This window comes from Magnetovibrio blakemorei (assembly GCF_001746755.1).
Lineage (GTDB): Bacteria > Pseudomonadota > Alphaproteobacteria > Rhodospirillales > Magnetovibrionaceae > Magnetovibrio > Magnetovibrio blakemorei.
This window is the reverse complement of record NZ_MCGG01000008.1, coordinates 35,429-60,322: the sequence shown is the minus strand read 5'-3', so window position 1 is coordinate 60,322 and position 24,894 is coordinate 35,429. Positions and strand designations below refer to the sequence as shown.

Annotated in this window: 29 protein-coding genes; 18 read left to right on the top strand and 11 right to left on the bottom strand. The window is 56.7% G+C overall.

Annotated elements, in window-relative coordinates:
* Window positions 1-125 precede the first annotated feature (125 nt).
* A complete protein-coding gene (locus tag BEN30_RS01910) occupies window positions 126-482 on the top strand; it encodes a hypothetical protein (RefSeq protein ID WP_069956648.1) in 357 nt (118 codons plus the stop codon).
* 87 nt (window positions 483-569) lie between these two features.
* A complete protein-coding gene (locus BEN30_RS01905) occupies window positions 570-779 on the top strand; it encodes a hypothetical protein (RefSeq protein WP_069956647.1) in 210 nt (69 codons plus the stop codon).
* A gap of 11 nt (window positions 780-790) precedes the next feature.
* Here the strand turns inward: BEN30_RS01905 and BEN30_RS01900 are convergent, their stop codons facing one another.
* On the bottom strand, window positions 791-1,273 hold the full coding sequence (locus tag BEN30_RS01900; RefSeq protein ID WP_069956646.1) for a cytochrome c: 483 nt from the start codon (window positions 1,271-1,273) through the stop codon (window positions 791-793).
* Between the two features lie 93 nt (window positions 1,274-1,366).
* On the opposite strand from BEN30_RS01900, the gene BEN30_RS01895 reads away from it, so the two are divergent.
* Window positions 1,367-1,951, top strand: a complete 585-nt coding sequence (locus BEN30_RS01895) for a Crp/Fnr family transcriptional regulator (RefSeq protein ID WP_069956645.1) — start codon at window positions 1,367-1,369, stop codon at window positions 1,949-1,951.
* A 5-nt stretch (window positions 1,952-1,956) separates the two neighbouring features.
* Here BEN30_RS01895 and mtaB read toward each other — a convergent pair whose 3' ends face one another.
* The 4 genes from mtaB to BEN30_RS01875 all read right to left on the bottom strand — a co-directional run bounded on the left by mtaB (window position 1,957) and on the right by BEN30_RS01875 (window position 5,277).
* Window positions 1,957-3,240: a tRNA (N(6)-L-threonylcarbamoyladenosine(37)-C(2))-methylthiotransferase MtaB gene (gene mtaB, locus BEN30_RS01890; protein WP_069956644.1), complete on the bottom strand. Its 1,284-nt coding sequence runs from the start codon at window positions 3,238-3,240 to the stop codon at window positions 1,957-1,959.
* Window positions 3,237-4,055 carry a diaminopimelate epimerase gene (dapF, locus tag BEN30_RS01885; RefSeq protein WP_245648954.1) on the bottom strand — a complete coding sequence of 273 codons (819 nt, stop codon included), beginning with the start codon at window positions 4,053-4,055 and terminating at the stop codon, window positions 3,237-3,239. Before dapF ends, mtaB begins: the two co-directional genes overlap by 4 nt.
* Window positions 4,056-4,128: 73 nt before the next feature.
* Entirely contained in the window at window positions 4,129-4,593 is a 465-nt protein-coding gene (locus BEN30_RS01880) for a helix-turn-helix domain-containing protein (RefSeq protein WP_069956642.1), read from the bottom strand.
* A 246-nt stretch (window positions 4,594-4,839) separates the two neighbouring features.
* On the bottom strand, window positions 4,840-5,277 hold the full coding sequence (locus BEN30_RS01875; RefSeq protein WP_069956641.1) for a helix-turn-helix domain-containing protein: 438 nt from the start codon (window positions 5,275-5,277) through the stop codon (window positions 4,840-4,842).
* A gap of 381 nt (window positions 5,278-5,658) precedes the next feature.
* Between BEN30_RS01875 and ffh the strand changes: the two genes are divergently transcribed.
* The 9 genes from ffh to BEN30_RS01830 all read left to right on the top strand — a co-directional run bounded on the left by ffh (window position 5,659) and on the right by BEN30_RS01830 (window position 14,160).
* Window positions 5,659-7,041, top strand: coding sequence for a signal recognition particle protein (gene ffh, locus BEN30_RS01870; RefSeq protein WP_069956818.1), 1,383 nt, complete (start codon window positions 5,659-5,661; stop codon window positions 7,039-7,041).
* A gap of 84 nt (window positions 7,042-7,125) precedes the next feature.
* Window positions 7,126-7,581, top strand: coding sequence for a 30S ribosomal protein S16 (gene rpsP, locus BEN30_RS01865; RefSeq protein ID WP_069956640.1), 456 nt, complete (start codon window positions 7,126-7,128; stop codon window positions 7,579-7,581).
* A gap of 39 nt (window positions 7,582-7,620) precedes the next feature.
* Window positions 7,621-8,214, top strand: coding sequence for a ribosome maturation factor RimM (rimM, locus tag BEN30_RS01860; protein WP_069956639.1), 594 nt, complete (start codon window positions 7,621-7,623; stop codon window positions 8,212-8,214).
* Window positions 8,204-8,965, top strand: coding sequence for a tRNA (guanosine(37)-N1)-methyltransferase TrmD (gene trmD, locus BEN30_RS01855; RefSeq protein ID WP_069956638.1), 762 nt, complete (start codon window positions 8,204-8,206; stop codon window positions 8,963-8,965). Before rimM ends, trmD begins: the two co-directional genes overlap by 11 nt.
* A 59-nt stretch (window positions 8,966-9,024) precedes the next feature.
* A complete protein-coding gene (gene rplS / locus BEN30_RS01850) occupies window positions 9,025-9,498 on the top strand; it encodes a 50S ribosomal protein L19 (RefSeq protein ID WP_069956817.1) in 474 nt (157 codons plus the stop codon).
* Between the two features lie 190 nt (window positions 9,499-9,688).
* Entirely contained in the window at window positions 9,689-11,089 is a 1,401-nt protein-coding gene (leuC, locus tag BEN30_RS01845) for a 3-isopropylmalate dehydratase large subunit (protein ID WP_069956637.1), read from the top strand.
* A gap of 17 nt (window positions 11,090-11,106) precedes the next feature.
* On the top strand, window positions 11,107-11,718 hold the full coding sequence (gene leuD / locus BEN30_RS01840; protein WP_069956636.1) for a 3-isopropylmalate dehydratase small subunit: 612 nt from the start codon (window positions 11,107-11,109) through the stop codon (window positions 11,716-11,718).
* A gap of 12 nt (window positions 11,719-11,730) precedes the next feature.
* Window positions 11,731-12,840 (top strand): 3-isopropylmalate dehydrogenase, encoded by a 1,110-nt coding sequence (leuB, locus tag BEN30_RS01835; protein ID WP_139134798.1) that lies wholly within the window; start codon window positions 11,731-11,733, stop codon window positions 12,838-12,840.
* Between the two features lie 294 nt (window positions 12,841-13,134).
* Complete coding sequence (locus BEN30_RS01830; RefSeq protein WP_069956815.1) at window positions 13,135-14,160, top strand: aspartate-semialdehyde dehydrogenase; 1,026 nt, start codon at window positions 13,135-13,137, stop codon at window positions 14,158-14,160.
* A gap of 72 nt (window positions 14,161-14,232) precedes the next feature.
* Here BEN30_RS01830 and BEN30_RS01825 read toward each other — a convergent pair whose 3' ends face one another.
* Both BEN30_RS01825 and BEN30_RS01820 read right to left on the bottom strand, forming a co-directional pair.
* Window positions 14,233-14,877 (bottom strand): response regulator, encoded by a 645-nt coding sequence (locus tag BEN30_RS01825; RefSeq protein WP_069956635.1) that lies wholly within the window; start codon window positions 14,875-14,877, stop codon window positions 14,233-14,235.
* Window positions 14,878-15,105: 228 nt separating this feature from the next.
* Entirely contained in the window at window positions 15,106-15,624 is a 519-nt protein-coding gene (locus BEN30_RS01820) for a response regulator (protein ID WP_069956814.1), read from the bottom strand.
* Between the two features lie 189 nt (window positions 15,625-15,813).
* Here BEN30_RS01820 and BEN30_RS01815 point away from each other — a divergent pair, with 189 nt between their 5' ends.
* From BEN30_RS01815 to BEN30_RS01790, 6 genes are all read left to right on the top strand, one after another.
* Window positions 15,814-16,710, top strand: coding sequence for an HpcH/HpaI aldolase/citrate lyase family protein (locus BEN30_RS01815; RefSeq protein WP_069956634.1), 897 nt, complete (start codon window positions 15,814-15,816; stop codon window positions 16,708-16,710).
* A 44-nt stretch (window positions 16,711-16,754) separates the two neighbouring features.
* Window positions 16,755-17,813: a MaoC family dehydratase gene (locus tag BEN30_RS01810; RefSeq protein WP_069956633.1), complete on the top strand. Its 1,059-nt coding sequence runs from the start codon at window positions 16,755-16,757 to the stop codon at window positions 17,811-17,813.
* 107 nt (window positions 17,814-17,920) lie between these two features.
* Entirely contained in the window at window positions 17,921-18,316 is a 396-nt protein-coding gene (sdhC, locus tag BEN30_RS01805; RefSeq protein ID WP_069956632.1) for a succinate dehydrogenase, cytochrome b556 subunit, read from the top strand.
* 13 nt (window positions 18,317-18,329) lie between these two features.
* Window positions 18,330-18,734: a succinate dehydrogenase, hydrophobic membrane anchor protein gene (sdhD, locus tag BEN30_RS01800; RefSeq protein WP_069956631.1), complete on the top strand. Its 405-nt coding sequence runs from the start codon at window positions 18,330-18,332 to the stop codon at window positions 18,732-18,734.
* A 6-nt stretch (window positions 18,735-18,740) separates the two neighbouring features.
* Window positions 18,741-20,531 (top strand): succinate dehydrogenase flavoprotein subunit, encoded by a 1,791-nt coding sequence (sdhA, locus tag BEN30_RS01795; RefSeq protein ID WP_069956630.1) that lies wholly within the window; start codon window positions 18,741-18,743, stop codon window positions 20,529-20,531.
* Between the two features lie 15 nt (window positions 20,532-20,546).
* Window positions 20,547-21,323: a succinate dehydrogenase iron-sulfur subunit gene (locus BEN30_RS01790; protein WP_069956629.1), complete on the top strand. Its 777-nt coding sequence runs from the start codon at window positions 20,547-20,549 to the stop codon at window positions 21,321-21,323.
* A gap of 72 nt (window positions 21,324-21,395) precedes the next feature.
* Here BEN30_RS01790 and BEN30_RS01785 read toward each other — a convergent pair whose 3' ends face one another.
* From BEN30_RS01785 to BEN30_RS01770, 4 genes are all read right to left on the bottom strand, one after another.
* The gene (locus BEN30_RS01785; protein WP_069956813.1) at window positions 21,396-23,108 is read right to left on the bottom strand and encodes an aldehyde ferredoxin oxidoreductase C-terminal domain-containing protein; all 1,713 of its coding nucleotides are present in this window, start codon (window positions 23,106-23,108) and stop codon (window positions 21,396-21,398) included.
* A 138-nt stretch (window positions 23,109-23,246) separates the two neighbouring features.
* Complete coding sequence (locus BEN30_RS01780; RefSeq protein WP_069956628.1) at window positions 23,247-23,594, bottom strand: hypothetical protein; 348 nt, start codon at window positions 23,592-23,594, stop codon at window positions 23,247-23,249.
* Window positions 23,595-23,606: 12 nt separating this feature from the next.
* Window positions 23,607-24,029 (bottom strand): hypothetical protein, encoded by a 423-nt coding sequence (locus BEN30_RS01775; protein WP_069956627.1) that lies wholly within the window; start codon window positions 24,027-24,029, stop codon window positions 23,607-23,609.
* Window positions 24,030-24,031: 2 nt separating this feature from the next.
* On the bottom strand, window positions 24,032-24,874 hold the full coding sequence (locus BEN30_RS01770) for a sterol desaturase family protein (RefSeq protein ID WP_084004906.1): 843 nt from the start codon (window positions 24,872-24,874) through the stop codon (window positions 24,032-24,034).
* Window positions 24,875-24,894 lie beyond the last annotated feature (20 nt).

Here is a 24,894-nt window from a genome sequence, read left to right as displayed (position 1 = left end):
GGACGGGTCTCTGCGTTTGATGGGCATTTGGAGATGACGGGTTTGGGATGACGGGGCGCTTGATCCTTGCTAAGGTCCCTCAACGTTTAACGAAACCTTAATTTTCATGTGTCAAACTTACCGCTATGGCTGATATTTCTAACATCTCCGCTCCGGTCGTCAGACCCGTCCCGCAACGCTCCTCAAATCAGGGGCGCGGCTTTGATGGGCGTGATTTTGATGGCCGTGGTTCGGGGCGCGATGGTGCTCAAAATACGGATTCGGCCATCGGTGGGACGGGTGACGTCAACGGCAGCGCCCGGTTTGAAGCCAGCAAAGGCTACGCCGGTGCCGGAGACGTCTCGCGTCGCGCCAATGTGATGAATGAAGGCGAAACGCCGCAAAACCAAGCCTCTCTGGCGCGATTGAAGCGTATTTTATCGTCCGATCAGCCCTTGCGTGGGGATGTGCCGCGTGGATTTTACCTTGATCTCAGGCTCTAGGGCGTTACCCTAGGGGGCATTCATCGTTTAGGGATCAGCCCGCGTTCGGGCTTTTTTCATGTCCACACCTCAACGAAAGGTCTTCCCATGGCGACCCATGTCGAGCTAGCCGTTAACCTGTTACGCAATGCCGCTGTTTTTTTTCGCGATATCGGCGCCCAAAATGCGGACTTGAAAGAACAGATGGACGTCAACGCCCGCACCTATGACGCCGTGGCCGAGATGTTGGAACAAGACCCTGACGGCGAAATGCCGCTGGCGACAGATGTTCCCGAGAACTCACCAACGCAGTCTTAACAGACTCATTTTTAACGGATTCGATAGCCATCGTGACACGCATTGCACTGGACGGTGATGCCTTGCAAGGCTTCGAAAACCGCTTGCTGTGATTCAAAGGTGTGTTCCACATCGGCGTTGGCTGCGGCTTGGGCAAAGCGGCTTGCGGCGTGGTGAAGCTCGGTGCCGATGGCCTGCATGCCTTTGGGCATAAACATCGCCAAATGCGCCGCACCATGATCGTCCAGTGACGACATGCCCAGGCGCTGTTCAACAATTTTCCCCGCTTCGTCGGCATTCCCGTTCGCCAGTGCCGCCAGCACGTCGTCCAAGACGTGAAGGTGGTCGCGCATATTGCCCAGCATGTGGGCTTGCATATGACTCGGCATTTCGACCAAGGTGCGCGCATCCGCAGACCCGCTGTCAGCCTTCGCCTCTTCCGCCCGACTGATGGCGCCAGATGTCAACAGCGCGACGGTGAGGATTGTGCCAAAAAGAAATGTTTTGGGGTTCATGGTGGGTCCTCTGGATTGAGATTTGACAGGCAATATAGACCTTGATTTGGATCCCGCATATGATTGCAATCATACAGGGCGAAAGGGGTCGGCATGGATGCGCAAGAGCTCATAGATCGATTGGGCGAGCAAGCGCGGGTTGAGCGTTTTGCGGCGGACAGTATGTTGTTTCGTCGCGGCGATACGACCCGTTTTGTTTTTGGCATTGTGCAAGGACACGCTCAATTGCGCCGCTACACGGTGGAAGGTGCAGCGCTGACCGTTCACCGCGCGTCTGCGGGTGATATCTTTGCCGAAGCGGCCTTGTTTTCGGATGTCTACCATTGTGATGGAGAAGTTCTGACCGGGACCCATGTCGCTCAGTTTCCCAAATTGGCCCTGCAAAATTTGATGCAAAACGATCAAGCCTTCGCGGCGGCATTTTGTCACCACATGGCCAGTCAGGTGCAAAGGCTGCGCTCTAGCCTGGAATTGCGCAGCATTCGCTCCGCCGAAGATCGCGTCATGGCGGCGCTGTCCCTGCGTCTGAGAAGCGGCCAGTCTCGGTTGGAGCTGAACGGCACTTGGAAGGATTTTGCAACGGAAATTGGCCTCACCCACGAAGCCCTGTATAGAGCCTTAAAGCGCTTGCAGGTTGGCGGGCGGTTAACGCGCTCGGGCCGCGTGATCCAGATGTAAACGGCTTATTCTGCGGCCTGCACGGACGAACTGGCGGCCAAAAGCTCGCCGTCTTGGTGCCCGGTGATGGTGACCTGGATGAGGTTCCCCGGCGTTGCGGGGGTCGTCAAGCGAACGGGGGCAAAGGTTTCGGTGCGGGCAAAGTCGGCTTTTTCCACCAGCACCGTTTGGGTCGTTCCGCGCAGCGTTTCAAGATGGCGGGCCAAGTTTGCGTCGCCCACTTCGCGCAAGCGTTTGGCGCGGGCTTTGGCAACGTCGCCGGGCACTTGGGGCATGCGCTCGGCAGGGGTGCCGGGGCGGCTGGAATAAGGAAACACGTGCAAATAGTGCAGGCCCAGGTCTTGGACGTTGCGGACCGTGGTTTCAAACATCGTCTCAGATTCGGTGGGGAAACCCGCGATCAAATCCGCGCCGAAGACCAGACCCGGACGGGCACTCAGGGCGCGCTCGACGATCAGGCGGATATCGGCAATGGAGTGGCGGCGTTTCATGCGCTTCAACACCAAGTCTTCGCCCGCCTGCAGGCTCAAGTGCAGATGCGGCATCAAACGAGGTTCGGTTTTCAACAATTCGAAAAAACCGTCGTTCAAGCGCGCCGGGTCCAGCGAGCTGAGGCGCAAACGCGCCAAGTCGGGCACACCCGCCAAGATGGCGCGCACGATGGTGGTGAGGCCCGTGCCGTGGTCATCACACAAGCCCAAATCAGAGCCATAGGCCGCAATGTCGACGCCGGTGAGCACCACTTCCAAGTGCCCTGCCGCGACCAGCTTGTGCACTTGGGCGACGATGGCGTCAAGCGGCACGGAGCGATTGGGGCCGCGGGCGGCGGGAATGATGCAGAACGTGCAATCATTGTCGCAGCCCTGCTGGACCATGACAAAAGCCCGCGTGCGACCGTCCAGACCGGACACCAGATGCCCGGCGGTTTCTTTGACTTCCTGGATATCGGAAACAACGATGGAGGACGGATCGTTTTGGCCAAAGCCCAAAAGCTGTGCCCCGTTGAGTTTTTCCGCGTTGCCGACCACCCGGTCGACTTCGGCCATGCTGGCGAACTTGGCGGGGTCCAATTGGGCGGCGCATCCGGTCACGATGATGCGCGCGGTGGGGCGTTCACGCTTGATGCGGCGGATGGTCTGGCGGGCTTGGCGCTCGGCCTCGGCGGTGACGGCGCAGGTGTTGATGATCACCGCATCGGTGACCCCTGCTTTGGCCATTTCGTCGCGCATGACTTCGGATTCAAGCGTGTTGAGGCGACAGCCCAAGGTGATGATGTTGGTGTCTTTCACGGCTTTGACCCCAACAGGCTGGGATCGATTTGACCGCGAAAGCTGGTGGCGACGGGTCCGGTCATCAAGACGTTGTTGTCGGCCATCCATTCAATGGTCAAGATTCCACCATCCAGCACCACATCGGCTTTGCGCCCGGTCAAGCCCCGTCTGGCGGTGGCGACCAATGCGGCACACGCCCCCGACCCACAGGCCTGGGTGATGCCGGCGCCGCGTTCCCATACGCGCATGCGGATGCGGTCGTTGGCCAAAACCTCTACGGCTTCGACGTTGGTGCGTTCGGGAAACAATTGATCGTGTTCGATCAAGGGACCGAAGGTGTTTAAGTCGATGGCGTTGGCATCGGCGACCATGAACACCGCGTGGGGATTGCCCATGTTGACGCCCACCGGGTTTTTCAGGGGACCGATTTCGATGGGCAGGTTGTCCGTGTCACAGGCATGGGACAAGGGCAAATCGCGCCAATCTAGGCGCGCCAGACCCATGTCGACGCTGTACAGTCCGTCACCAACGTTTTCGCAATCGAGCAAGCCGGAAATGGTTTCGACAATGACTTCCGTGACGTCTTGTTCCGCCATCAGCAGGCTTGCGACGCACCGTGTGGCATTGCCGCACGCACCGCTTTCAGACCCATCGGGATTGTAAATGCGCATAAAGACGTCGGCCAATTCGTTCCGGGCGGGTTCCAGGACGATCAACTGATCGCAACCGACGCCCCGTTGGCGGGCAGAAATGGCGCGCACGTCGCCCGCAGACAGGGAAAGTCCACCGTCACGACCGTCCAGGATCACGAAATCGTTGCCAAGTCCGTGCATCTTTATGAAATCAAGTGCTGCCATGGACGCTATATATGGGGGAAAAGGCCCCAAAGTCCAGGATTTTGGGCGCTTACGGCGCTTTGGTGGGGTATTCGTTGGCCAGGGTTTCAATCAGTTCAAACACATCGCGCTTGATCGTCGGGTCTTTGATGCTCATGAAGGCCAGCAAAAGGCGCTGTTTTTCCAGTTCTTGATCATATGAACCCCCGGGGGAAGCCTCAGGGCTCTGGGCATCGTCGAGGGTGTCGTAAAAAAAGCCGATGGGCACGCCGGTGGCGGCGCACAGCGCGTACAGATGGTTGGCGTAGACCCGCAATTCCCCCCGCTCCAAACGCCCCGTTGTGCCGGGGCTAAAGCCGGCATGGCGGTCCATCATCGCGGCGCTAAGGTTCAGGGACAGGCGCATCGCTTTGATGCGAATGGGAAAGAAGCGGTCGAAATCGTTGGTTAAGGGTGGCTTGGTCCGCTGCATGGGGACGTGATCATTGCTGGGGATCAGCTTGGGTTTGATCGGCGGTGTCGAGCGAACTGTCATGGGTGCGGCTTTCAAGGTGTCGCGCTAGGCTCATTAATAGGTGTATAAGTGTAGGCATGCATTATATTGGTTGTGCACTCTGAGGTATACACTAAATATTCAAACTCTTTAAGGTTGTGTTGATGGGCGCGCAAATTCATGCTCTGAGGCACATGCACAAAACTGTATGATTTTAAGAATGGGAGAAAGGGGAATGGAGCCCGTCAAAGCGCTTGGAAAAAAGGCACTCTTGGGTGTTAAGACCAATCACGCGTTGTCCGGGTCTTCCCCCAAGGCTTCGGCGTCGGCAATGGATTTGACCAACTGAAACATGCGCGCCCGCACGCTGGGACTGGCGATGCGGAAGTAGTTGTGCACCAGCTTGATCGATTCCGGCTGGCTCATGGGGTCGTGTTCGAAGGCTGCGGCGGGCTGATCGGACAGGGAGCGCATTTTTTGTGCCGAGGGCATGTCTTCAAAAAAATACGATACATCGACGTTTAACGCCTGGGCCAGTTTGTAAAGATTGCTGGCGCCAATGCGGTTGGCCCCGTTTTCGTATTTTTGCACTTGCTGAAACGTCACGTCGAGCGCCTTGCCGATATCCGACTGGCTGATGCGCAATCCCACCCGGCGGGCTTTCAGGCGTTGCCCAACATGGATATCAATGGGGTCAGGGGTTTCTTTAGGCGGTCGACGGCTCATGGTTAGGCTCCAGGATTAAGGCTATTAAAGAAGACACCGCGTAAACGTGTCAGTGTTTCGTTTAAGATAAAACAACCAAACCGGATCATGAATCAACCCTTTTGAAGTGTATAGGTTGAATTGCCCCAAAATACGGTGGTGGTGTTCAGCCTTGGAATTGTGGGAAAAAAGCCGAAAGGTGTTGACTCTCAGCGCTTCGACGGGGTAGATAGCCGCATCCATCAGCCTCATAGCTGAACCGAAGATGCCCTGAGACCTCTGCACTGAGGGCACCGCCAGTCCGCGAGTTTCGCGCACTGGCGCGATTTTCGTTTGGCCTAAGGCGTTGATGGAAGTGAGTTTTTAAGGCGTCTTTTGGGGCGTGACAAAGCTGGAATGAGCATGTTTGAAGGTTTGAGCAATAAGCTTGGCGACGTATTCGACAAGCTGACAAGACGCGGCGCGCTGAAGGCCTCGGACGTTTCCGAAGCCATGCGCGAAGTGCGTATTGCGCTGCTCGAGGCCGACGTCGCTCTTCCGGTGGTCAAAGATTTCATCGCCAAAGTGTCTGAAGCCGCCGTTGGCGAACAAATATTACGCTCCGTCACCCCCGGCCAATTGGTCGTCAAGGTGGTGCACGATCATTTGGTCGAGATGCTGGGCGCAGAACCCCAACCCTTGCGCGTTCATGGCAATCCACCCAACGCGGTGTTGATGGTCGGTCTGCAAGGTTCCGGTAAAACCACGACCACTGCGAAAATCGCCGCGCGTCTGACGCGCTTGGACAAGAAAAAAGTGCTGATGGCGTCGTTGGACATCTATCGTCCTGCCGCGCAACAGCAGTTGGCGCAGTTGGGCCAGCAAAACGACATCGCGACCTTGCCAATCGTTTTTGGCGAACAGCCCGTCGCCATCGCCAAGCGCGCCATGAACGTTGGCCGCACCGAAGGTTACGACGTGGTGATGCTCGACACCGCCGGGCGTTTGCACATCGACGAAGCGTTGATGAGCGAAGTCCAACAGGTGAGCGACGCGGTAAACCCCGGCGAAACCCTGTTGGTGACCGATGCCATGACCGGCCAAGACGCGGTCAATGTCGCCAAAGAGTTTCACGACAAGGTCGGCATCACCGGCATTGTGTTGACCCGTGTTGACGGCGATGCCCGCGGCGGTGCGGCGTTGTCCATGCGCGCCGTCACCAACACACCGATTAAATTTTTAGGCGTCGGCGAAAAAATTGATGAGCTGGATGCGTTTGACGCCAAGCGCGTCGCGGGCTCGATTTTGGGCCAGGGCGACGTGGTCGGCTTGGTCGAACGCGCCGCGCAAGTCATCGACCAAGAAGAGGCCGAAAAAACCGCCGAACGCATGATGAAGGGGCAATTCACCCTGGACGACATGGCCAATCAAATCGGTCAGTTGCGTAAAATGGGCGACTTGAAGGGCCTGATGGGCATGATGCCCGGCATGGGCAAAATGAAAAAACAGTTGGCCAACGCCGACATCGACGAAAAAAAGATCGCTCACCAAGAAGCGATCATTCGTTCCATGACATTGCGCGAACGGCGCAACCCGAAACTGATCAACGGCTCGCGGCGCAAACGCATCGCGGCTGGGTCCGGGACCACGGTTCCGGAAGTGAACCGCTTGCTCAAGCAATTCGAAACGATGAGCAAGATGATGAAGAATATGGGCAAGATGGGCAAAAAAGGCCTGCTCAAAATGCCCAATATACCGGGTATGGGTGGTGGGGCGATGCCTAACCTTCCGCCTGGTTTTAAGTGATGAACGTTACGCATTAGCCGGGGCAATGCCTTGGTTTCGAATTTTGGATTGAACGAACAAACATAGAAAAGGATAGCGAGAACCATGTCTCTGCGTATTCGACTTTCCCGCGGTGGCGCGAAAAAGCGCCCCTACTACCGTATCGTTGTTGCGGATTCCCGCAGCCCCCGTGACGGCCGCTTTATCGAGCGTGTCGGCACTTACAACCCGATGCTGGCCAAAGACAGTGACCAGCGCGTGGTGTTGAAAGAAGACCGCATCACCCATTGGGTGGGTCTCGGCGCACAGCCGTCTGACCGCGTTGCACGCTTCTTGGGCGCTGCTGGCCTGGCCGAAAAACCGGCCATTCCTCAGCAGACCAAAAAGAACAAGCCCAAAGCGAAAGCTTTGGAGCGGATTGCAGAAAAAGAAGCCAAAGCTGCTGAAGCGATTGAAGCTGCTGAAGCTGCAAAAGCTGCTGCTGCCGAAGCCGCTGCTGCACCTGCTGAAGAAGCTCCGGCTGAAGAAGCACCTGCAGAAGAGGCCGCGGCTGAGGGCTAACGCTCTTGGTCTGGCTTCAAGCCAAGGTCTAAGTTGGTCATGGTTGACCCCACTGCTCAAAGCTCCAAAGACGAGCTCATCTGTGTCGGACTTGTTGGTTCGGCGCGGGGCCTAAAAGGCGAGCTGCGCGTCAAAAGTTTTACTGCTGACGCAAGCGCTCTCGCCTCCTACGGGCCCCTTAAGGATGAAACCGGAAAAAAGGTTTTTGAGCTTAAGGTGACGGGAAAACACAAGGAGCAACTGGTGGTCCGCATCAAGGGCATCAACGACCGCACAGCGGCCGAAGCGCTCAACGGGCAAAAGCTCTATATAGAGCGCAAGCTGTTGCCGAAACCGCAAGAGGACGAGTTTTACTTTTCCGATTTGCAGGGTCTTGATGCAGAACTTCTCGACGGTACGCCGTTCGGTCGCGTGATTGAGGCCAATGATTTTGGCGGTGGGCCGTTTATTGAAGTGAAGACCATCAACCACGGCACCGTGTTGGTGCCGTTCACCAAAGCGGCGGTGCCGCTGGTGGATGTGGCGGCTGGACGTTTGGTGATTGACCTGCCTCTAGGTCTGTTGGAACCGGGTGATCCGGAACCACAAGATGGACAAGACGAAGGTCCAGACGGGGGTGGGTATGACGATTGAGACGAGGCGCGAAAACGCACCCAAGGTGCCCTGGCGGGCGGTGGCGTTGACGCTTTTCCCGGATATGTTTCCGGGGTCCTTGGGTCAGTCGTTGGCGGGACAAGCGCTTGAAGACGGGCGCTGGTCGTTGGAAACGGTGGACATCCGTGGGTTTGCACGCGATAAACACCGCACCGTAGACGACACACCCAGTGGGGGCGGCGCCGGAATGGTGATGCGCCCCGATGTGGTGGACCTGGCGGTTCGTGATGTGAGATCCAGATTGGGCGGCGACGTGCCGCTGATCTATATGACCCCCAGGGGTCGCCCGCTGTCCCAAAACCGGGTCCGGGAACTGGCCGAAGGGCCGGGTGTAGCGGTTTTGTGTGGCCGTTATGAAGGGGTCGACCAGCGTGTGCTGGACGCCCACAATGTCGAGGAAATCTCGATCGGCGACTATGTGTTGTCGGGCGGAGAAGTGGCGGCATTGGTTTTGATGGACGCGTGCGTGCGTTTGATCCCCGGCGTGATGGGGTCAGATCAATCGCACGCAGAGGAAAGTTTTGAAGAGGGGTTGCTTGAATACCCCCTCTATACGCGCCCTCAAGAGTGGGAAGGGCGCACGGTGCCAGACGTTTTGTTGTCGGGTCACCACGCGAACATCCGCGCTTGGCGGCGCGAACAGGCAGAGGCCATCACTCGGGAAAGACGTCCCGATTTATGGCTGGCGTTTAATGCGGCTCCTGAGAAATCAGGATGTGAAGAGAATTGAATTTTGATTTCGCCTGGGTGCGCCCCGGCAATGGACTTTGAAAGAAAAGGATGAGTGCCATGAACATCATCGAAGAGCTCGAAAAAGAGCAGCTTGGCAAGCTCTCGGCTGAGAAGAATATCCCGGATTTTGGCGCGGGTGATACCATTCGCGTTCAGGTGAAGGTGGTTGAAGGTACGCGCGAACGCTTGCAGGCGTTTGAAGGCGTGTGCATTGCGCGTAAAAATGCAGGTCTGAACTCTGCATTCACCGTGCGCAAGATTTCCAGCGGTGAAGGCGTGGAACGTGTGTTCCCGCTGCATTCGCCGAACGTGGCGGCCATTGAAGTGATTCGTCGTGGCGATGTGCGCCGCGCGAAGCTGTATTACCTGCGTGGCCGCACCGGTAAGTCCGCACGTATCCGCGAACAGACCGATGGCAACAAAGCCAAGCTCAACGCCGCCGATAAGGCCGTCGCAGCGTCCATCAAGGCCGATCGCGAAGCCGCTTCCAAGGCGAAAAAAGCCGCTGCTGCCGAGGCCAAAGGCGAATAAGCCTTTTGCATTGGGAAGCTCTGCTTTTGGCACCGTTCAAAACGGACCGTCAGGTGAACACCAAAAGGTGATCGCCTGACGGTAACCGTGGCTATGGGGCCAAGCGCGATGCGTGCTTATATGTGCTGTACTTAGCGCATATGCGGTTAAGTCCGTGTGATTCTGAAAACAACAAAACAGGCCCTGAACGATGCCAAAAACGCTCTTCGACAAAATCTGGGATGCTCACCTGGTTGATGTGCAAGATGACGGCACATGCCTTTTGTATATTGATCGCCACTTGGTCCACGAAGTGACCAGCCCCCAGGCTTTTGAAGGGTTACGCACCGCCGGGCGCACCGTGCACCGCACCGATGCGACGCTGGCTGTGGCCGATCACAACGTGCCGACCACGGACCGCTCCAAAGGCATCTCCAACCCGGAATCGCGTATCCAGGTTGAAACCTTGGAACAGAACGTTTCTGATTTTCACGTGCCGTATTTCCAGATGGATGACATCCGCCAAGGCGTGGTGCACATCGTTGGGCCCGAACAAGGGTTCACGCTGCCGGGCACGACGATTGTCTGCGGCGACAGCCACACCGCCACCCACGGCGCGTTCGGCGCGCTGGCGTTCGGCATCGGCACGTCGGAAGTCGAACATGTTCTGGCCACCCAGACGTTGCTGCAAAAGCCCGCCAAAAACATGCTGATCAAGGTGTCCGGCACGCTGCCGTCTTATTGCAGCGCCAAGGACATCGTACTGGCCATCATCGGCAAAATCGGCACTGCGGGCGGCACCGGATACGTGGTCGAATACGCCGGCGAGGCCATCGAAGCGCTGTCCATGGAAGGCCGCATGACGGTCTGCAATATGACCATCGAGGGCGGTGCGCGCGCGGGCTTGATCGCCCCGGACGAAAAGACCTTTGCTTATCTGAAAGGCCGTCCCATGGCCCCCAAAGCGGGTGCGTGGGAACAGGCTGTCGCTTACTGGCAGACGTTGAAATCCGATCCGGGCGCACACTATGACGCAGTGATCGAATTGGACGTCACCGACATGGCCCCGCAAATCACCTGGGGCACCAGCCCGGAAAACGTTTTGTCCATTGAAGAAAACGTGCCCGATCCGGCAAACGAATCCAACGTTGAAAAGAAAACCGCCATCGGCCGCGCCATCGCTTATATGGACTTCAAAGCCGGACAGGCCATCGAAGGTGTGAAAATCAACACGGTCTTTATCGGCTCGTGCACCAACGGGCGCATCGAAGACTTCCGCGAAGCCGCAGCCATCGCCAAGGGCCGCAAAGTCGCGGACGGTGTGCGCGCCTTGGTGGTGCCGGGTTCGGGCTTGGTCAAAGAACAGGCCGAAGAAGAAGGCCTGGACAAGGTCTTCTTGGAAGCGGGCTTTGAATGGCGCGAACCGGGATGCTCCATGTGCTTGGCCATGAACGACGACCGTCTGGCACCGGGCGACCGCTGTGCATCCACATCCAACCGCAACTTCGAAGGCCGTCAAGGCAAGGGCGGACGCACCCATCTGGTGAGCCCCGCCATGGCTGCTGCGGCAGCGATTAAAGGCTGCCTCACAGACGTGCGCAAACTGGTATAACAAGAGGGACGGCGACCATGGAAAAATTCACCAAGCTCACCGGTGTCGCGGCACCTATGCCGATTCGCAACATCGATACCGACATGATCATCCCCAAGCAGTTCTTGAAGACCATCAAGCGCGAAGGTTTGGGTGTGCATTTGTTTGATGAAATGCGCTACCTGGACGACGGTTCGGAAAATCCCGATTTTGTGTTGAACAAGCCCGCTTATCGCAACGCCCAGATCATCGTTGCGGCGGACAACTTCGGCTGTGGCTCGTCGCGTGAACATGCACCTTGGGCGCTCAACGATTTTGGCATCCGGGTGATCATTTCCACCAGCTTCGCCGATATCTTTTACAACAACAGCTTCAAAAACGGCATGCTGCCGATCCGCGTCGATGAAGAGACGTTGGGCAAATTGATGGACGACGCCGAACGCGGCTCCAACGCGACCTTGACCATCGATCTGGAAGCCCAGACGATCTCTGGCCCCGACGGCGGCGAAGTGAAGTTTGAGATTGATCCGTTCCGCAAGCACTGCTTGCTGGAAGGCCTGGACGACATCGGCTTGACGCAGAAAAAAGCGGACAAGATCGACAGCTATGAAACCAAACAGAAGGCCAGCCAGCCCTGGCTCTTTGCGTAAGGAAATTTGATCGTGTCCAACACCAAAAACATTCTCATGCTGGCAGGCGACGGCATCGGCCCCGAAGTGATGGCCGAAGTCAAAAAAGTCATCGATTGGTCCAACGACAAGCGCGATACCGGCTTTCAGGTCGAAGACGATTTGGTCGGCGGGGCGTGTTATGACGCGCACGGCTGTGCCGTCACCGACGAAACCATGGAAAAAGCCCTGGCTGCCGATGCGGTGATGTTGGGGGCCGTGGGCGGTCCCAAGTGGGACAACGTGGCGCGCGAACACCGCCCCGAAGCGGGACTGCTGCGCCTGCGCAAGGACATGGACCTGTTCGCCAACCTGCGCCCGGCCTTGGTGTTTGATGCGCTGATCGACAGTTCCAGTTTGAAGCCCGAATTGGTGCGCGGCCTGGACATCATGATCGTGCGCGAATTGACGGCGGGCGTGTACTTTGGTGAGCCCCGCGGTGAAGACGTGCGCAACGGCGTGCGCTATGGTTTTGATACGCAAATCTACAGCGAACACGAAATCGACCGGGTGGCGCGGGTGGCCTTTGAGCTGGCGAAAAAACGCAGCAACAAAGTCACCTCGGTGGAAAAAGCCAACGTCATGGAATCGGGCGTGTTCTGGCGCAAGATCGTCAATGAAGTGCACGCGGCGGACTACGCCGACGTGGAGCTGGGTCACATGTACGCCGACAACTGCGCCATGCAGTTGGTGCGCTGGCCGGCCCAATTCGACGTTATCGTGACCGACAACCTGTTCGGCGATTTGCTGTCCGATTGCGCCGCCATGCTGACCGGATCTTTGGGCATGCTGCCGTCCGCCAGCCTCGGCGCCAAAGACGAAAAAACCGGCAAAATCCCTGCCATGTACGAACCGGTCCACGGCTCCGCGCCGGACATCGCGGGCCAAGGCAAAGCCAACCCGCTGGCGACGTTGCTGTCGTACTCGATGATGCTGCGCTACAGCTTCGACATGACCGAAGACGCCGACCACTTGGACAACGCCGTGCAAAACGTCTTGGCGCGCGGCCTGCGCACCGCCGACATCATGAGCGACGGCATGACCCAAGTCAGCACGTCGGGCATGGGCGACGCGCTGATCGAAGAGCTGGAGAAGCTGAGCTAAAGCCTAATTTGTTGCTTTTGCCCCATTTCAAGTGTAAAAAAGCACAGATTTGAACGAGGACGCTTTCATGAGCCAGGGTTTGGCACAGTATGAATTGTTTCCCGCCCCGGCGCTTATGGCCGTTGGCGCTCGTTATGCTGCGAAAACAAAAACCACCAAAACCACCACTCGCTGTTAGCGGGCACATGGTTTTGCTTGAATGCAACCAGGCCCGCGGACAGCTCCGCGGGCCTTGGTTTATGGGCCCCAAGAGCAAAAAGCCAGATGCGGGCTCAAACGGAGGAGAAAGACAAAATGGGTTATAAAGTTGCGGTCGTCGGCGCCACCGGCAATGTGGGCCGGGAAATGATGCAAACGATGTTTGAACGGAAGTTTCCGGCTGACGAAGTGATCGCACTCGCCAGTCACCGTTCGGTTGGCAAAGAAGTCTCTTATGGCGACGATCAGATCTTGAAGTGTCAAGATTTGGCGACCTTTGACTTCAAGGGCACTGACATTGTTTTGTCCAGCCCCGGCGCGTCGGTTTCGGCAGAATTTTCCCCCAAGGCTGCGGCTGCGGGCGCGGTGGTGGTCGACAACACCTCGCACTTTCGCATGGACCCGGACGTGCCTTTGGTGGTGCCGGAAGTGAACCCCGAAGCCATTGCGGGCTACAAAAAGAAAGGCATCATCGCCAACCCCAACTGTTCGACCATTCAGATGCTGGTGGCGCTAAAGCCCTTGCACGATTTGGCGACCATCAAACGCGTGGTGGTGGCGACCTATCAGTCGGTATCGGGCGGCGGCAAAGCGGCCATGGACGAACTGTTCAACCAGACCAAAGGCGTCTACGTGAACCAGTCTGCGGAAGAAAATCGCAAGGTTTTCACCAAGCAAATCGCCTTCAACGTCATTCCGCACATCGATAAATTCATGGATGACGGCATGACCAAAGAAGAATGGAAGATGGTGGTCGAGACCAAAAAGATTCTCGATGCCAACATCGAAGTGTGTGCGTCGTGCGTACGGGTTCCGGTGTTTATCGGTCATTCCGAAATGGTCAACGTGGAATTCGTCAAGGGCATCAGTGAAGACGAAGCCCGTAACGTATTGCGCGAAGCGCCGGGCGTCACCGTGATCGATCACCACAAAGACGGAGGCTATGTCACGCCTGCGGAATGTGCGGGTGAAGATGCGGTGTTCGTATCACGTATCCGCAAAGACCCAACGGTCAAAAACGGTTTGAATTTCTGGTGTGTGTCCGACAACCTGCGCAAGGGTGCGGCCCTCAACACGGTTCAGATCGCAGAAATTCTGGCCAGCGATTATTTGGGCAAATAAGCCCTTTTACACGCCCAATACGATCAAGCCGCCCCCGTTCATGGACGGGGGCGGTTTTGTTTTGCCCTGATTCTAGCTCGTCGTATCTGGAGCTTTATCGTCCGAGGCGTCTGATTTGAGCGGTGTCGCAGGGGTATAACTTGGCATGTGTGCCGGGTCGTTCGGGTGGGTGCTGAAAAAATCGTTGATTTCATCTTGGCTCATGACCAGATCCGGTGAAATTTGGTCGGGATCGTGCTCGCGCCGTTCTTGTTGGTGGTTCACCTCATGGCGGCGGCGGTCGGGTCCAAAAAATCCCGGGGCATTGACGAATGGGCGCGGATTTTCAATGACGTTTTGAATGCGCGAAAACAGGGCTTTCACGGAAATGGGTTTCACCAAAAACTCCGTCACGCCCGCATCGCGCGCCGCAGAAATACGCCAATATTCCGAATGGGCGGAAATCATGATTATGGGTTCAAAGGCCTTGCTGGAATCGTGGGAGTTGCGCACCATTTTGGTGAATTCAATGCCGTTGAACGGCGTCATTTCCCAATCCAACAAGACGATGTCGGCGGGCCATTTTTTAAGGGTTTCGAGGGCTTCTTCACCGTTAGCGGCTTCGTTGATTTCATTCACGCCCAGCGTGTCCAGAATGCGTCGCAAAATGCCGCGCATGAACGAATTGTCATCGACGATGAGAAACCTGATGTTGGCAAGATAACTGCTCTGTCCCATGAGACCCTCTAAACACAGCTGGAGTATGTAGAATATTTTAGCGCCAAAAATCATACAAGTACAGAGGGTTGCATCCCAACCAAGCCTGAATCGGAATGCCGAAAGGTGTCTGCCTTATCTTACTTATGGTCTTAAACTTACATAGGGGGCGTTGGGGGCGGGGCAAGCGATTTTGCCGGTATGCGCTCTACGATGTCCGAACGCGTGCGTTTCATGGCGCTAAAAACGTTATTGGCTTACGTCGTCTTCAAACTGCAGATCAAGGGGGCCGCGACGTTCTTCTTCGCGATGGGGTAGGGGGCGTCGGCGTCGGTCGGGGCCGAAGTAAGGGTTGGCGCGAACGAACTGGCGGGGCTTTTCAATCACCGCTTTGATGCGCATCAACAAAGACTTTGCCGAAATCGGCTTGGCCAAAAATTCATTAACGCCCAAGTCCCGCGCTTGCATGATGTTGCTCATGTGCGAATACGACGTGACCATAATCACCGGGGTGAACGGTGAGGGGCTATCTTCGGATTCGCGCAACCAGCGAACGAACTCAACCCCGTCCATGGGGCTCATAACCCAATCGAGCAAGATGATGTCGGGTTTGAAGGAGCATGTTTCCTTTTGTGCGGCAATGCCGTCAGCAGCCTCGACAATATCGCGTGCGCCAAACTGCATAAGGATGAGACGTGTAATTTGGCGACTGAAGCTGTTGTCGTCGACAATCAAAAATCGCACCTTTTCCAGGTAACCAGTTGCCATGAGCGTCTTCATCCTAAATGTATATATTCGGCGAAATAAGTCGGTAGTTTAGTATGATTGTAATTATAGGCCATTGTGGGCAATAACAATCTCTTCGACAAGCGTATTGTCGGGACTTGCCATCATTTGAGAAGTTGGGCATATTGCGTGTTCGCAGGTGCACAATGACTTGATAGCGGAGGCCTCCCCATGCCCACCAACCAGCACCCCGCTCGCCCACGGCGTAGCGTTTTGTATATGCCCGGATCTAATGCGCGCGCCTTGGATAAAGGCCGTGGCCTGGCGTGCGACGCCTTGATTATGGATTTGGAAGATGCCGTTGCGCCGGATGCCAAAGAACAGGCGCGTGCTCAAATCACAGCAGCACTTGCAGAAGGCGGCTACGGCCAGCGTGAAATCATCGTGCGCACCAATGGCTTAGATACCCCTTGGGGCTATCAAGACATTGTTTCCGCCGCCACATCGGGTGCCGATGCGATATTGTTGCCCAAGGTCGAAGGCCCCACCACCATTCATCAGGTGGAACGCATTATGGAAGCCGCAGGCGCCCCCGAGACACAGTCGATTTGGTGCATGATGGAAACGCCGCTGGGCATCCTCAACGCCCAAGACATCGGCTCGGCCAGTCCACGAGTCGGCTGTTTTGTCATGGGTTCATCCGATTTGGCCAAAGACCTTCACGCCGCCCATACGCGGGAACGGGTGCCGCTGCAATCGTCGCTCAGCCATTGTTTGCTGGTGGTGCGGGCTTACGGCTTGGCCGCCATCGACGGCGTGCATCTGAACTTGGACGATGATGAAGGCTTTGCGTATTCCTGTGAACAAGGCCGCGACATGGGCTTTGATGGCAAGACGTTGATCCATCCCAAGACCATTGCCAAGGCCAACGAAATTTTCGCCCCTTCTGATGACGCCGTCGCGTGGTCGAAAAAAATCATCGACGCGTTTGAAGCCGCACAAGCCGAAGGCAAGGGCGTGGTGGTGGTGGACGGCAAATTGGTTGAAAACCTGCATGTGGCTGAAGCCAAACGGCTGGTCGCCCTGTCTGACATGATCGGCCTTTTGCAAGCCGATTTGGCGGCATAAGACCCTGTTTAATTTTTTACACACCGAAGTGATGAAAGCGACAGATGAGCATTAAAACCGGAACCGGGAACTTTTTTGAAGATTTCCAGTTGGGACAAGTCATCGAACACGCCACCCCGCGCACCGTGACGGAAGGTGACGTCGCGCTGTATTGCGCCCTTTACGGGTCTCGTTTCGCGGTTCAGTCCGCCGACAGCTTCGCCATGGACTTGGGTTATGAAGCCGCCCCCATCGATGATTTGTTGGTGTTTCACATTGTGTTTGGCAAATCGGTGCCGGATGTGTCGTTGAACGCGGTGGCCAATTTGGGCTATGCGGCGGGGCGCATGGTGAGCCCGGTGTATGCTGGCGATACGCTGTCGTCGCGCTCCGAAGTGATTGGCCTGAAAGAAACCTCGAACGGCAAAACCGGCATCGTTTATGTGCACACGGTCGGACAAAACCAACGCGGCGAACTGGTCGCGGATTTTGTGCGCTGGGTGATGGTCAACAAAAAAGACCCTGCCAGCCCTGCGCCGGATGCGGTGGTGCCCGATTTGCCCGAATCTGTGGCGGCTGAGCACTTGGCCGCACCGACGGATTTGGATATGGGCGAATACAACTTCACGCTCGCGGGCAGTGCCCACACTTGGGACGATTACGCGGTGGGCGAACAAATCGATCATGTGGACGGCTTCACCGTCGAAGAGGCTGAGCATGCGCTCGCCACCCGCATGTACCAAAACACCGCGCGCGTGCACTTTAATCAGCACACCGAAAAAGACGGCCGCTTTGGCAAGCGCATCGTGTATGGCGGCCATGTGATTTCCATTTGCCGGTCCATCACGTTCAATGGCTTAGCCAATGCGTTCAAGATTGCCGCCATCAACGGCGGTCGCCACGTCGCGCCGATTTTTGCCGGCGACACGGTTTATGCGTGGTCCGAAGTTTTGGACAAAATGGAACTTCCCGGCCATCCCGGCGTAGGTGCGCTGCGCCTGCGCACGGTCGGCCTGAAAGATCGAAATGCCCAGGGTTTCCCCTATAAGGATGGGGCGGGTAAATATGATCCTGCAGTCGTGCTGGATTTCGACTACACTGTATTGATGCCCACGCGGATATGAGTGGTTTTCACAAAAACCACATGTCCATGTTTGTGTAGGGCGTGCGTTGACATACCCGTTGGGGGGCGGGACAATCGAGTTCTCCAATAGGGAGCGGAGTTCAGCTTATGCGTGACAACACAAGACCACTTTCACCGCATTTGCAGGTTTATCGCCCGCAAATCACTTCCATACTTTCCATCTTGCACCGGATGACCGGGGTCACTTTGGCACTGGCCGCATTGCTTTTGACGTACTGGCTGGCGTCCGCAGCGTATGGGCCGGAAGCCTTTGGCCGCGCCCAGGTGCTTTTGGAATCGTGGTTCGGACGCCTTGTCTTGTTCGGCTTCACGTTTTCTTTGTTCTACCACATGTGCAACGGCATTCGGCACTTGGGCTGGGACATGCTGTGGGGCTTTGATATGCCTCGGTTGCGTATCACCGGAGCCATCGTGGTGATCACGTCCCTGTCGCTGACCGTGCTCAGCTGGCTCATGGCTTACGGCCATGTTGGCAAGTTGTGAGGAGGAATTTGAGATGATCAACACCCCGCAACAAAAGCGCGTTTTGCAATCGAAACTGGGCCGCGTGCGCGGCTTGGGCTCAACCCGCGAAGGCGTTCATCATTGGTGGGCGCAGCGCATGAGCGCGGTGGCTTTGCTGCCGCTGTCTTTGTGGTTCGTTTATTCCCTGATTACGCTGACTGGCTCGGACTACGGCACCTTCCACGCCTGGGCCAGTGAATTTGGTAACTCCGTATTCCTGGTGTTGCTTGTGGTGACCATGTTCCATCACACGCAGCTCGGCTTGCAAGTCGTGATCGAGGACTACGTGCATTCCGAAATTTGGAAAATGGGAATGCTGTTGCTCGTGAAGTACGGGTCGGTTTTGTTTGCCGCCTCCGCCATCTTCGCCGTTCTCAAAATCTCGATTGCTGGATGACCGATTATGACTGAAGCCTATCCCATTACAGATCACACCTATGACTGCGTGGTCGTCGGCGCTGGCGGCGCAGGTTTGCGCGCCACCTTCGGCATGACCAAGGCGGGCCTTAAAACCGCGTGTATCACCAAAGTGTTTCCCACCCGCAGTCACACCGTGGCGGCCCAAGGCGGCATCGGCGCCGCGTTGGGCAATATGGACGAAGACAGCTGGCAATGGCACATGTACGACACCGTCAAGGGTTCCGACTGGCTCGGTGATCAAGACGCCATCGAATACATGTGTCGCAATGCGGTTCCCGCCGTGCATGAACTGGAGCACTTCGGTGTTCCGTTCACGCGCACCGAAGAAGGCAAGATTTATCAGCGTCCGTTTGGCGGGCATATGAAAAATATGGGCGAAGCCCCTGTGCCGCGCGCCTGTGCCGCTGCGGATCGCACCGGCCACGCCATCTTGCACACGCTTTATCAGCAAAGCCTCAAACACGATGCGGAATTTTTTGTGGAGTTCATCGCCCTTGATTTGATCATGGACGAAGAAGGTGTGTGCCGCGGCGTGATCGCTTGGAACTTGGAAGACGGCTCCATCCATCGCTTTCGCGCCCAGACGACTGTTTTGGCATCTGGAGGTTATGGCCGGGCCTGGTTCTCGTGCACCTCGGCCCACACCTGTACGGGTGACGGTCATGGTATGGTGGCGCGGGCGGGTTTGCCGCTCCAGGATATGGAGTTTGTGCAGTTCCACCCCACCGGCATTTACGGTGCGGGCGTGCTGATCACCGAAGGGGCACGCGGCGAAGGCGGCTATTTGACCAACGCCAACGGTGAACGCTTTATGGAACGCTACGCCCCATCGGCGAAGGATCTGGCGTCGCGTGACGTTGTGTCGCGCGCCATGACGGTGGAAATTCTCGAAGGCCGGGGCGTCGGCGGGGATCAAGATCACATCATGTTGCACCTGGAACATTTGGGCGCGGATATGCTGGCGGAACGGCTGCCGGGCATTTCCGAAAGTGCCAAGGTGTTTGCCGGCGTCGACGTGACCCGCGATCCGATCCCGGTCATTCCCACCGTGCACTACAACATGGGTGGCATTCCCACCAACATTCATGGCGAAGTCTTGCGTCCCACTGAGGCGGACCCCGACGCGGTGTGTCCGGGGCTGATGGCCATTGGCGAAGCGGCATGCGTGTCTGTGCACGGGGCCAACCGTTTGGGTACCAACTCGTTGCTGGACATCGTTGTGTTCGGCCGCGCGGCGGCGCTTCGGGCTGCCGAGATTTTGAAAGCCGGAGCGGAACAAAAAGGTCTCGCCAAAGACAGCGCCGACAAAGCGCTGGCGCGTTTCGACAAGATGCGCCATGCCTCAGGCGCCTTGCCGACGGCGCAAATTCGCGATGACATGCAGCGGTCCATGCAACGTGGTGCTGCGGTGTTCCGCGATGCAACGATTTTGGCGGACGGCAAAAAGAAGATTGACGATATCGTCAACGGTTTGGATGAAATCGCCATCACGGATCGTTCCATGATTTGGAACTCGGACTTGGTCGAAGCGTTGGAGCTGGAAAATCTTCTCGCCTGCGCCCAAGCCACCGTGCATTCGGCGTTGAACCGGGAAGAAAGCCGCGGCGCACACGCCCGCGACGATTTCCCCGATCGCAACGACGATGACTGGATGAAACACACCGTCGCGTGGCTGGGCGAAGATAAATCCGTGAAGTTGGATTATCGCCCGGTTCACACCTGGACCTTAACCGATGAGGTCGAGTACATCGTCCCCAAAGCGCGCGTTTATTAGGCGGAGGAAAGAGACATGGTTGAATTTAATCTTCCCGCCAATTCGAAAGTGATGCGCGGTAAACTGTTTAAGGCTCTTGAAGGTGCCAAGGACATCAAACGGTTCAAGGTCTATCGCTTTGATCCCGACAGCGGGGAAAACCCACGCCTCGATACCTATGAGATCGATTTGGCGACGTGTGGACCGATGGTCCTGGACGCGATGCTCAAGATCAAGAACGAGATCGACAGCACCTTCACCTTCCGCAGGTCATGCCGTGAAGGTGTGTGTGGATCGTGTGCGTTCAACATCGACGGCACCAACACGCTGGCGTGTACCAAGCCCATCAAAGACATCCGCGGCGATGTCAAAATCTATCCGTTGCCGCACATGCCGGTGATTAAGGATTTGGTGCCCGACCTTTCGGTGCCTTATGCGCAGTATGCGTCGATTGAGCCATGGCTGAAATCGGATACCCCGGCCCCCACCGGCGAACGCCTGCAAAGTCCGGAAGAGCGCAAGCAGCTCGATGGTATGTGGGAATGCATCTTGTGTTTCTGCTGCCAAACCAGCTGCCCCAGCTATTGGTGGAACGGTGATCGCTACTTAGGTCCAGCCATTTTGTTGCAGGCTTATCGGTGGATCGCGGATTCCCGCGATGAAGCCAAGGGCGAACGGCTCGACAACGTCGACGATCCGTTCCGACTGTATCGCTGCCACACCATCATGAACTGCACCAACACGTGTCCCAAACATTTGAATCCGGGCAAGGCCATTGCGGAAATCAAGCAGTTGTTGTTGAAGCGCCGTTAAACAAGTTCAGCATCACAGAAAAAAGGCCGCCAGCAAAACTGGCGGCCTTTTTTGTTTTGGGACGGGGCAGATTTAGCCCGCCAAAAGCTTATGCATCACCGGGGTGACATCGGCGGCCATGAGGCGCGATGTTTTGTTGGTGGGGGGCAGGGGTTCGTCGTTGAAGAACATGGGCAGGGCGTCGTCGTTTTGTTCAAATCCGGCTTCGATGTTGAACCGGTGTTCCAACTGCAAGGTTTCAAAGCCGAGGCGCGCATAAAAGCCCACATCCAAATCCGTGCCGAGCGCATCGTTGATGGCGTCGATCATCATTTCCTGGTGGGTGTTGGTCACAGAACGGCCAAACAGGCACATGCCGAGGCTGTCGTTGGTGGCGCACAGGACTTGCAGCTCGAAGCTTTCCTTGACCAAATCGGCGACCGAAACATTGGTGCTGTTAAAGGTGGGGAAGTTGCCCACCGTGTGATCGGCACCTTGGGCCGTGGTCATCATGGAGATGGCGGTGACTTCGGTGACCCGCGGGTCATAGGCGCTGAGCGCTTGTTTTTTGATCACGGGCAATCGTTTGAGGCCGCGCGCTTTGCCAACCCGGGCCACGCCTTGGGCCAATTCACGGCCCCGCTCGTTGCCCAAACGCATATCGTTCATGGCCTTTTTCATGAAAGCGACGTCGCCAAATTCAGCGTCACCCGCTTCCATCAAGACGGCCAGCAGGGCCCCCGCTTCGATGGTGTCGATGCCTAAATCGTTGGCGTCGAAATTGAGATCCGCCAGATCGTCCGGGTCCTTAAGACCGCAGTTGGTGCCCATAACGCCGATGGTTTCGTATTCCACCGGCGAGACCACTTCTTTGCCGTCTTTATCCACATAGACGTTGGAACATTTGATCTGGCAACCGGGCATGCACGCATGAGAATGATCGCCACCGCGCGCCGCATTTTGTTCCAATAGGGCATCGCCGCCCATGGCAAAATAGGTGCTATCAGTGGGGGTTGCGCGGCCAATGGAAAAGTTGTTTACGGGGATTGCGCCGATGTGGTTCATCACATCCGCCGCCATCGCCGTGCCGAATTTGTGCAGCGCTTGCGCTTTGGGATCTTCGGCCAGTTTGTCGCCATAAGCGCGCACCGCACCCATCACCTTTTTACGGTCGTGGAAGGTTGGCATTTTGTGTTTGTCGATGACAATCGCCTTGACCTTCTTGGTGCCCATCACCGCGCCAACGCCACCACGCGCGGCCAGACGCGACGGACGGTTGTCGGTGTCGGAAAAAGAAACGCCTGCGATCAGGCCGCCGTATTCGCCAACCGGGCCGCACAGCGCAATGGAAGTTTTATCGCCGTAGGTTTCATGGAGCATGTGCGCCGCTTCGGCGTTGCCTTTGCCCAAATAAGGCGATGCATCTTCAAAGGTGATTTCACCTTCCTTGGGGATGCGAATAATCACCCAGGTGTCGCTGTTGCCATGCAACGTGAGGCCGGACAATTCCAACTGGCCCAAGGCAAAGGCAAAGGTGCCGCCGGCGTTGGCTTCTTTGATGCCTCCCGTCAGCGGGCTTTTGCAGCCGACGCTGATGCGGTTGGCGTTGGAAAAGTTGGTTCCGGCGAACACACCGGCGGAAAAAATCAAGGGGTTGTCGGCAGACAGCGGATCAACCGTCGCCACACCACTTTCCAGAAGAGACTTTGCAATCAGGTAGCGACCGGCGCGCGCAAGGACCTCACCGTTCTGTTCTTCTTTACGGACAGTTTGGGTTTTTAAATCGATATGAAGATAATGGCGCATGATCATCCTAAGATGCAAAGTTGGGGAGGGGGAGAGTTATACAGCGGTAAAACGTATAAATAAAGGCATGAATTGCACCCGCACAATTGAAAGCCGTGGATGCACATCACTTCTGCGTGAGGGGGAAATGTGTGAGGTTCAGCCCGCGACTTGGCTGGCAAACCATATGATGGCCCAAAACGCCGGAATCAAGGGAAAATGCCGAGCGCTTTCACCGTTGCCCGCCTGGATTCGTCTGAGTGCGATAACGTTGGCCGTCAACCACACCCCCGGGGCGGCCAAACCCCAATAGACGACGAAGCTGGTAAATTCGGCGCTGCCGCTGGTGGGCGCGGCGGCGGAACTGGTGAGCCCTGACCACCCGATGAGGGTCATCCAAAGGGCCGGAATCAAGGTCGCAAAACCAAAGATGAACACCATCATGCGCTGCGCCTTATGAATCTCTGCGGGGCTGCGGTGATCTTCGCGCTCAGATGTCTGGGGCATGGGGGTGGTTCCTTACAGGGGAGACGGCGTGCGCTTGTGCACGGTGATTTTAGACATCAGCTTCAGCGCCGACAAATCTTGCGGACCTTCTTCGGTGAGCATGTGAAAGGTGCCTTTTTCAAAGCGGATGGGAAAGGTGACGAAGACGTGGCCTTCGCCTTTTTCCAGGGCCGCCTTGGGCAATTGTTCGGCCAGTGTGGTGCCGCTTTGGAGCAAAAACCAGCTTAGCAGCTCTTCGGTGGAAAAGCCCGTGCCGGATGCGTTTTGAATGAAGATTTCGGCATTTTCGCGTTCCGTCTCAAACGCTTCAACCACGTCGGGAGCCAGGCGCAGGTCACGGCCCTTGGGGTGGTGAAAGGTCATGTCGAGGCCGATGTGCACGACTTCAAAGGTATGGGTTTCGGTGACGCGCCCGGCTTTCAAGCTTTCAACCATGGTCAATCCCAATCGCGGCGATTGATGGCGTATTGGCCTTGGGCGTCCCGCAGCGGTTGGATCAGCATTTGATCCAAGCGCTCGTCTCGTTCTTCACGAAACACGTCCAAGCCGATGGTCATACCGACGTGGCCGTCTTGGGGCTGGGCCATGTAGGTGCCAAACAGGCGGTCCCACCAGGGCAAGTTAAAGCCGAAGTTTGAATTGCATTCGCGCGCAATGGCGCTGTGATGCACCCGGTGCATATCCGGCGTCACCACCAACAAACGCAGCACCGCGTCCAAACCCAGCGGCAATTTAACATTGGAATGATTGAACATGGCGGTGGCGTTGAGCACCACTTCAAAAATCAGCACGGAAACGGGGCTTGCCCCCAACAGGGCGATGACGGCGAATTTAATGGCCAAAGACAGCAAAATTTCGATGGGGTGAAAACGCGCCCCGGTGGTAACGTCGTAATCGAGATCGGCGTGGTGCATGCGGTGCAAGCGCCAAAACAACGGAATGGCGTGGACCATGACATGCTGAAGCCAGATGAAAAAATCCAGCAACACCACAGCCGCCACCAGCTCCACCCAGCCGTTCCAGGCTACCAAGTTGAACACGCCCCAACTGCGCTCCAGAGCCACATAAGCAAACGCCACCGGGGCCATGGGCAGCACCAGTCGCGCGATGACGGTGTTGAGAACAACAATCCCCAAGTTGGAAGTCCAACGTAGTTTTTTGGACACACTTAACGCACGGCGCGGTTGGACGATTTCCCAAAGCGCCATGATGGCGAAGATGGAAAAGAACGCGCCGAGTCGAATGACGGGCTCGTGTTCCAATAAACTTTCGCCAATCATGAGGGCGCTTCTTTCATTCG

What these genes read in the sequence shown, in the direction of transcription:
- BEN30_RS01780 (WP_069956628.1), bottom strand. Translation starts at nt 23,594, where the DNA reads ATGCCCCAGACATCTGAGCGCGAAGATCACCGCAGCCCCGCAGAGATT.
- BEN30_RS01900 (WP_069956646.1), bottom strand. Translation starts at nt 1,273, where the DNA reads ATGAACCCCAAAACATTTCTTTTTGGCACAATCCTCACCGTCGCGCTG.
- BEN30_RS01880 (WP_069956642.1), bottom strand. Translation starts at nt 4,593, where the DNA reads ATGACAGTTCGCTCGACACCGCCGATCAAACCCAAGCTGATCCCCAGC.
- BEN30_RS01815 (WP_069956634.1), top strand. Translation starts at nt 15,814, where the DNA reads ATGCCCACCAACCAGCACCCCGCTCGCCCACGGCGTAGCGTTTTGTAT.
- dapF (WP_245648954.1), bottom strand. Translation starts at nt 4,055, where the DNA reads ATGCACGGACTTGGCAACGATTTCGTGATCCTGGACGGTCGTGACGGT.
- rplS (WP_069956817.1), top strand. Translation starts at nt 9,025, where the DNA reads ATGAACATCATCGAAGAGCTCGAAAAAGAGCAGCTTGGCAAGCTCTCG.
- ffh (WP_069956818.1), top strand. Translation starts at nt 5,659, where the DNA reads ATGTTTGAAGGTTTGAGCAATAAGCTTGGCGACGTATTCGACAAGCTG.
- BEN30_RS01775 (WP_069956627.1), bottom strand. Translation starts at nt 24,029, where the DNA reads ATGGTTGAAAGCTTGAAAGCCGGGCGCGTCACCGAAACCCATACCTTT.
- sdhA (WP_069956630.1), top strand. Translation starts at nt 18,741, where the DNA reads ATGACTGAAGCCTATCCCATTACAGATCACACCTATGACTGCGTGGTC.
- BEN30_RS01905 (WP_069956647.1), top strand. Translation starts at nt 570, where the DNA reads ATGGCGACCCATGTCGAGCTAGCCGTTAACCTGTTACGCAATGCCGCT.
- BEN30_RS01910 (WP_069956648.1), top strand. Translation starts at nt 126, where the DNA reads ATGGCTGATATTTCTAACATCTCCGCTCCGGTCGTCAGACCCGTCCCG.
- BEN30_RS01875 (WP_069956641.1), bottom strand. Translation starts at nt 5,277, where the DNA reads ATGAGCCGTCGACCGCCTAAAGAAACCCCTGACCCCATTGATATCCAT.
- leuD (WP_069956636.1), top strand. Translation starts at nt 11,107, where the DNA reads ATGGAAAAATTCACCAAGCTCACCGGTGTCGCGGCACCTATGCCGATT.
- trmD (WP_069956638.1), top strand. Translation starts at nt 8,204, where the DNA reads ATGACGATTGAGACGAGGCGCGAAAACGCACCCAAGGTGCCCTGGCGG.
- rpsP (WP_069956640.1), top strand. Translation starts at nt 7,126, where the DNA reads ATGTCTCTGCGTATTCGACTTTCCCGCGGTGGCGCGAAAAAGCGCCCC.
- BEN30_RS01810 (WP_069956633.1), top strand. Translation starts at nt 16,755, where the DNA reads ATGAGCATTAAAACCGGAACCGGGAACTTTTTTGAAGATTTCCAGTTG.
- BEN30_RS01895 (WP_069956645.1), top strand. Translation starts at nt 1,367, where the DNA reads ATGGATGCGCAAGAGCTCATAGATCGATTGGGCGAGCAAGCGCGGGTT.
- sdhD (WP_069956631.1), top strand. Translation starts at nt 18,330, where the DNA reads ATGATCAACACCCCGCAACAAAAGCGCGTTTTGCAATCGAAACTGGGC.
- BEN30_RS01825 (WP_069956635.1), bottom strand. Translation starts at nt 14,877, where the DNA reads ATGGGACAGAGCAGTTATCTTGCCAACATCAGGTTTCTCATCGTCGAT.
- leuC (WP_069956637.1), top strand. Translation starts at nt 9,689, where the DNA reads ATGCCAAAAACGCTCTTCGACAAAATCTGGGATGCTCACCTGGTTGAT.
- rimM (WP_069956639.1), top strand. Translation starts at nt 7,621, where the DNA reads ATGGTTGACCCCACTGCTCAAAGCTCCAAAGACGAGCTCATCTGTGTC.
- BEN30_RS01830 (WP_069956815.1), top strand. Translation starts at nt 13,135, where the DNA reads ATGGGTTATAAAGTTGCGGTCGTCGGCGCCACCGGCAATGTGGGCCGG.
- BEN30_RS01785 (WP_069956813.1), bottom strand. Translation starts at nt 23,108, where the DNA reads ATGCGCCATTATCTTCATATCGATTTAAAAACCCAAACTGTCCGTAAA.
- sdhC (WP_069956632.1), top strand. Translation starts at nt 17,921, where the DNA reads ATGCGTGACAACACAAGACCACTTTCACCGCATTTGCAGGTTTATCGC.
- BEN30_RS01770 (WP_084004906.1), bottom strand. Translation starts at nt 24,874, where the DNA reads ATGATTGGCGAAAGTTTATTGGAACACGAGCCCGTCATTCGACTCGGC.
- BEN30_RS01820 (WP_069956814.1), bottom strand. Translation starts at nt 15,624, where the DNA reads ATGGCAACTGGTTACCTGGAAAAGGTGCGATTTTTGATTGTCGACGAC.
- BEN30_RS01790 (WP_069956629.1), top strand. Translation starts at nt 20,547, where the DNA reads ATGGTTGAATTTAATCTTCCCGCCAATTCGAAAGTGATGCGCGGTAAA.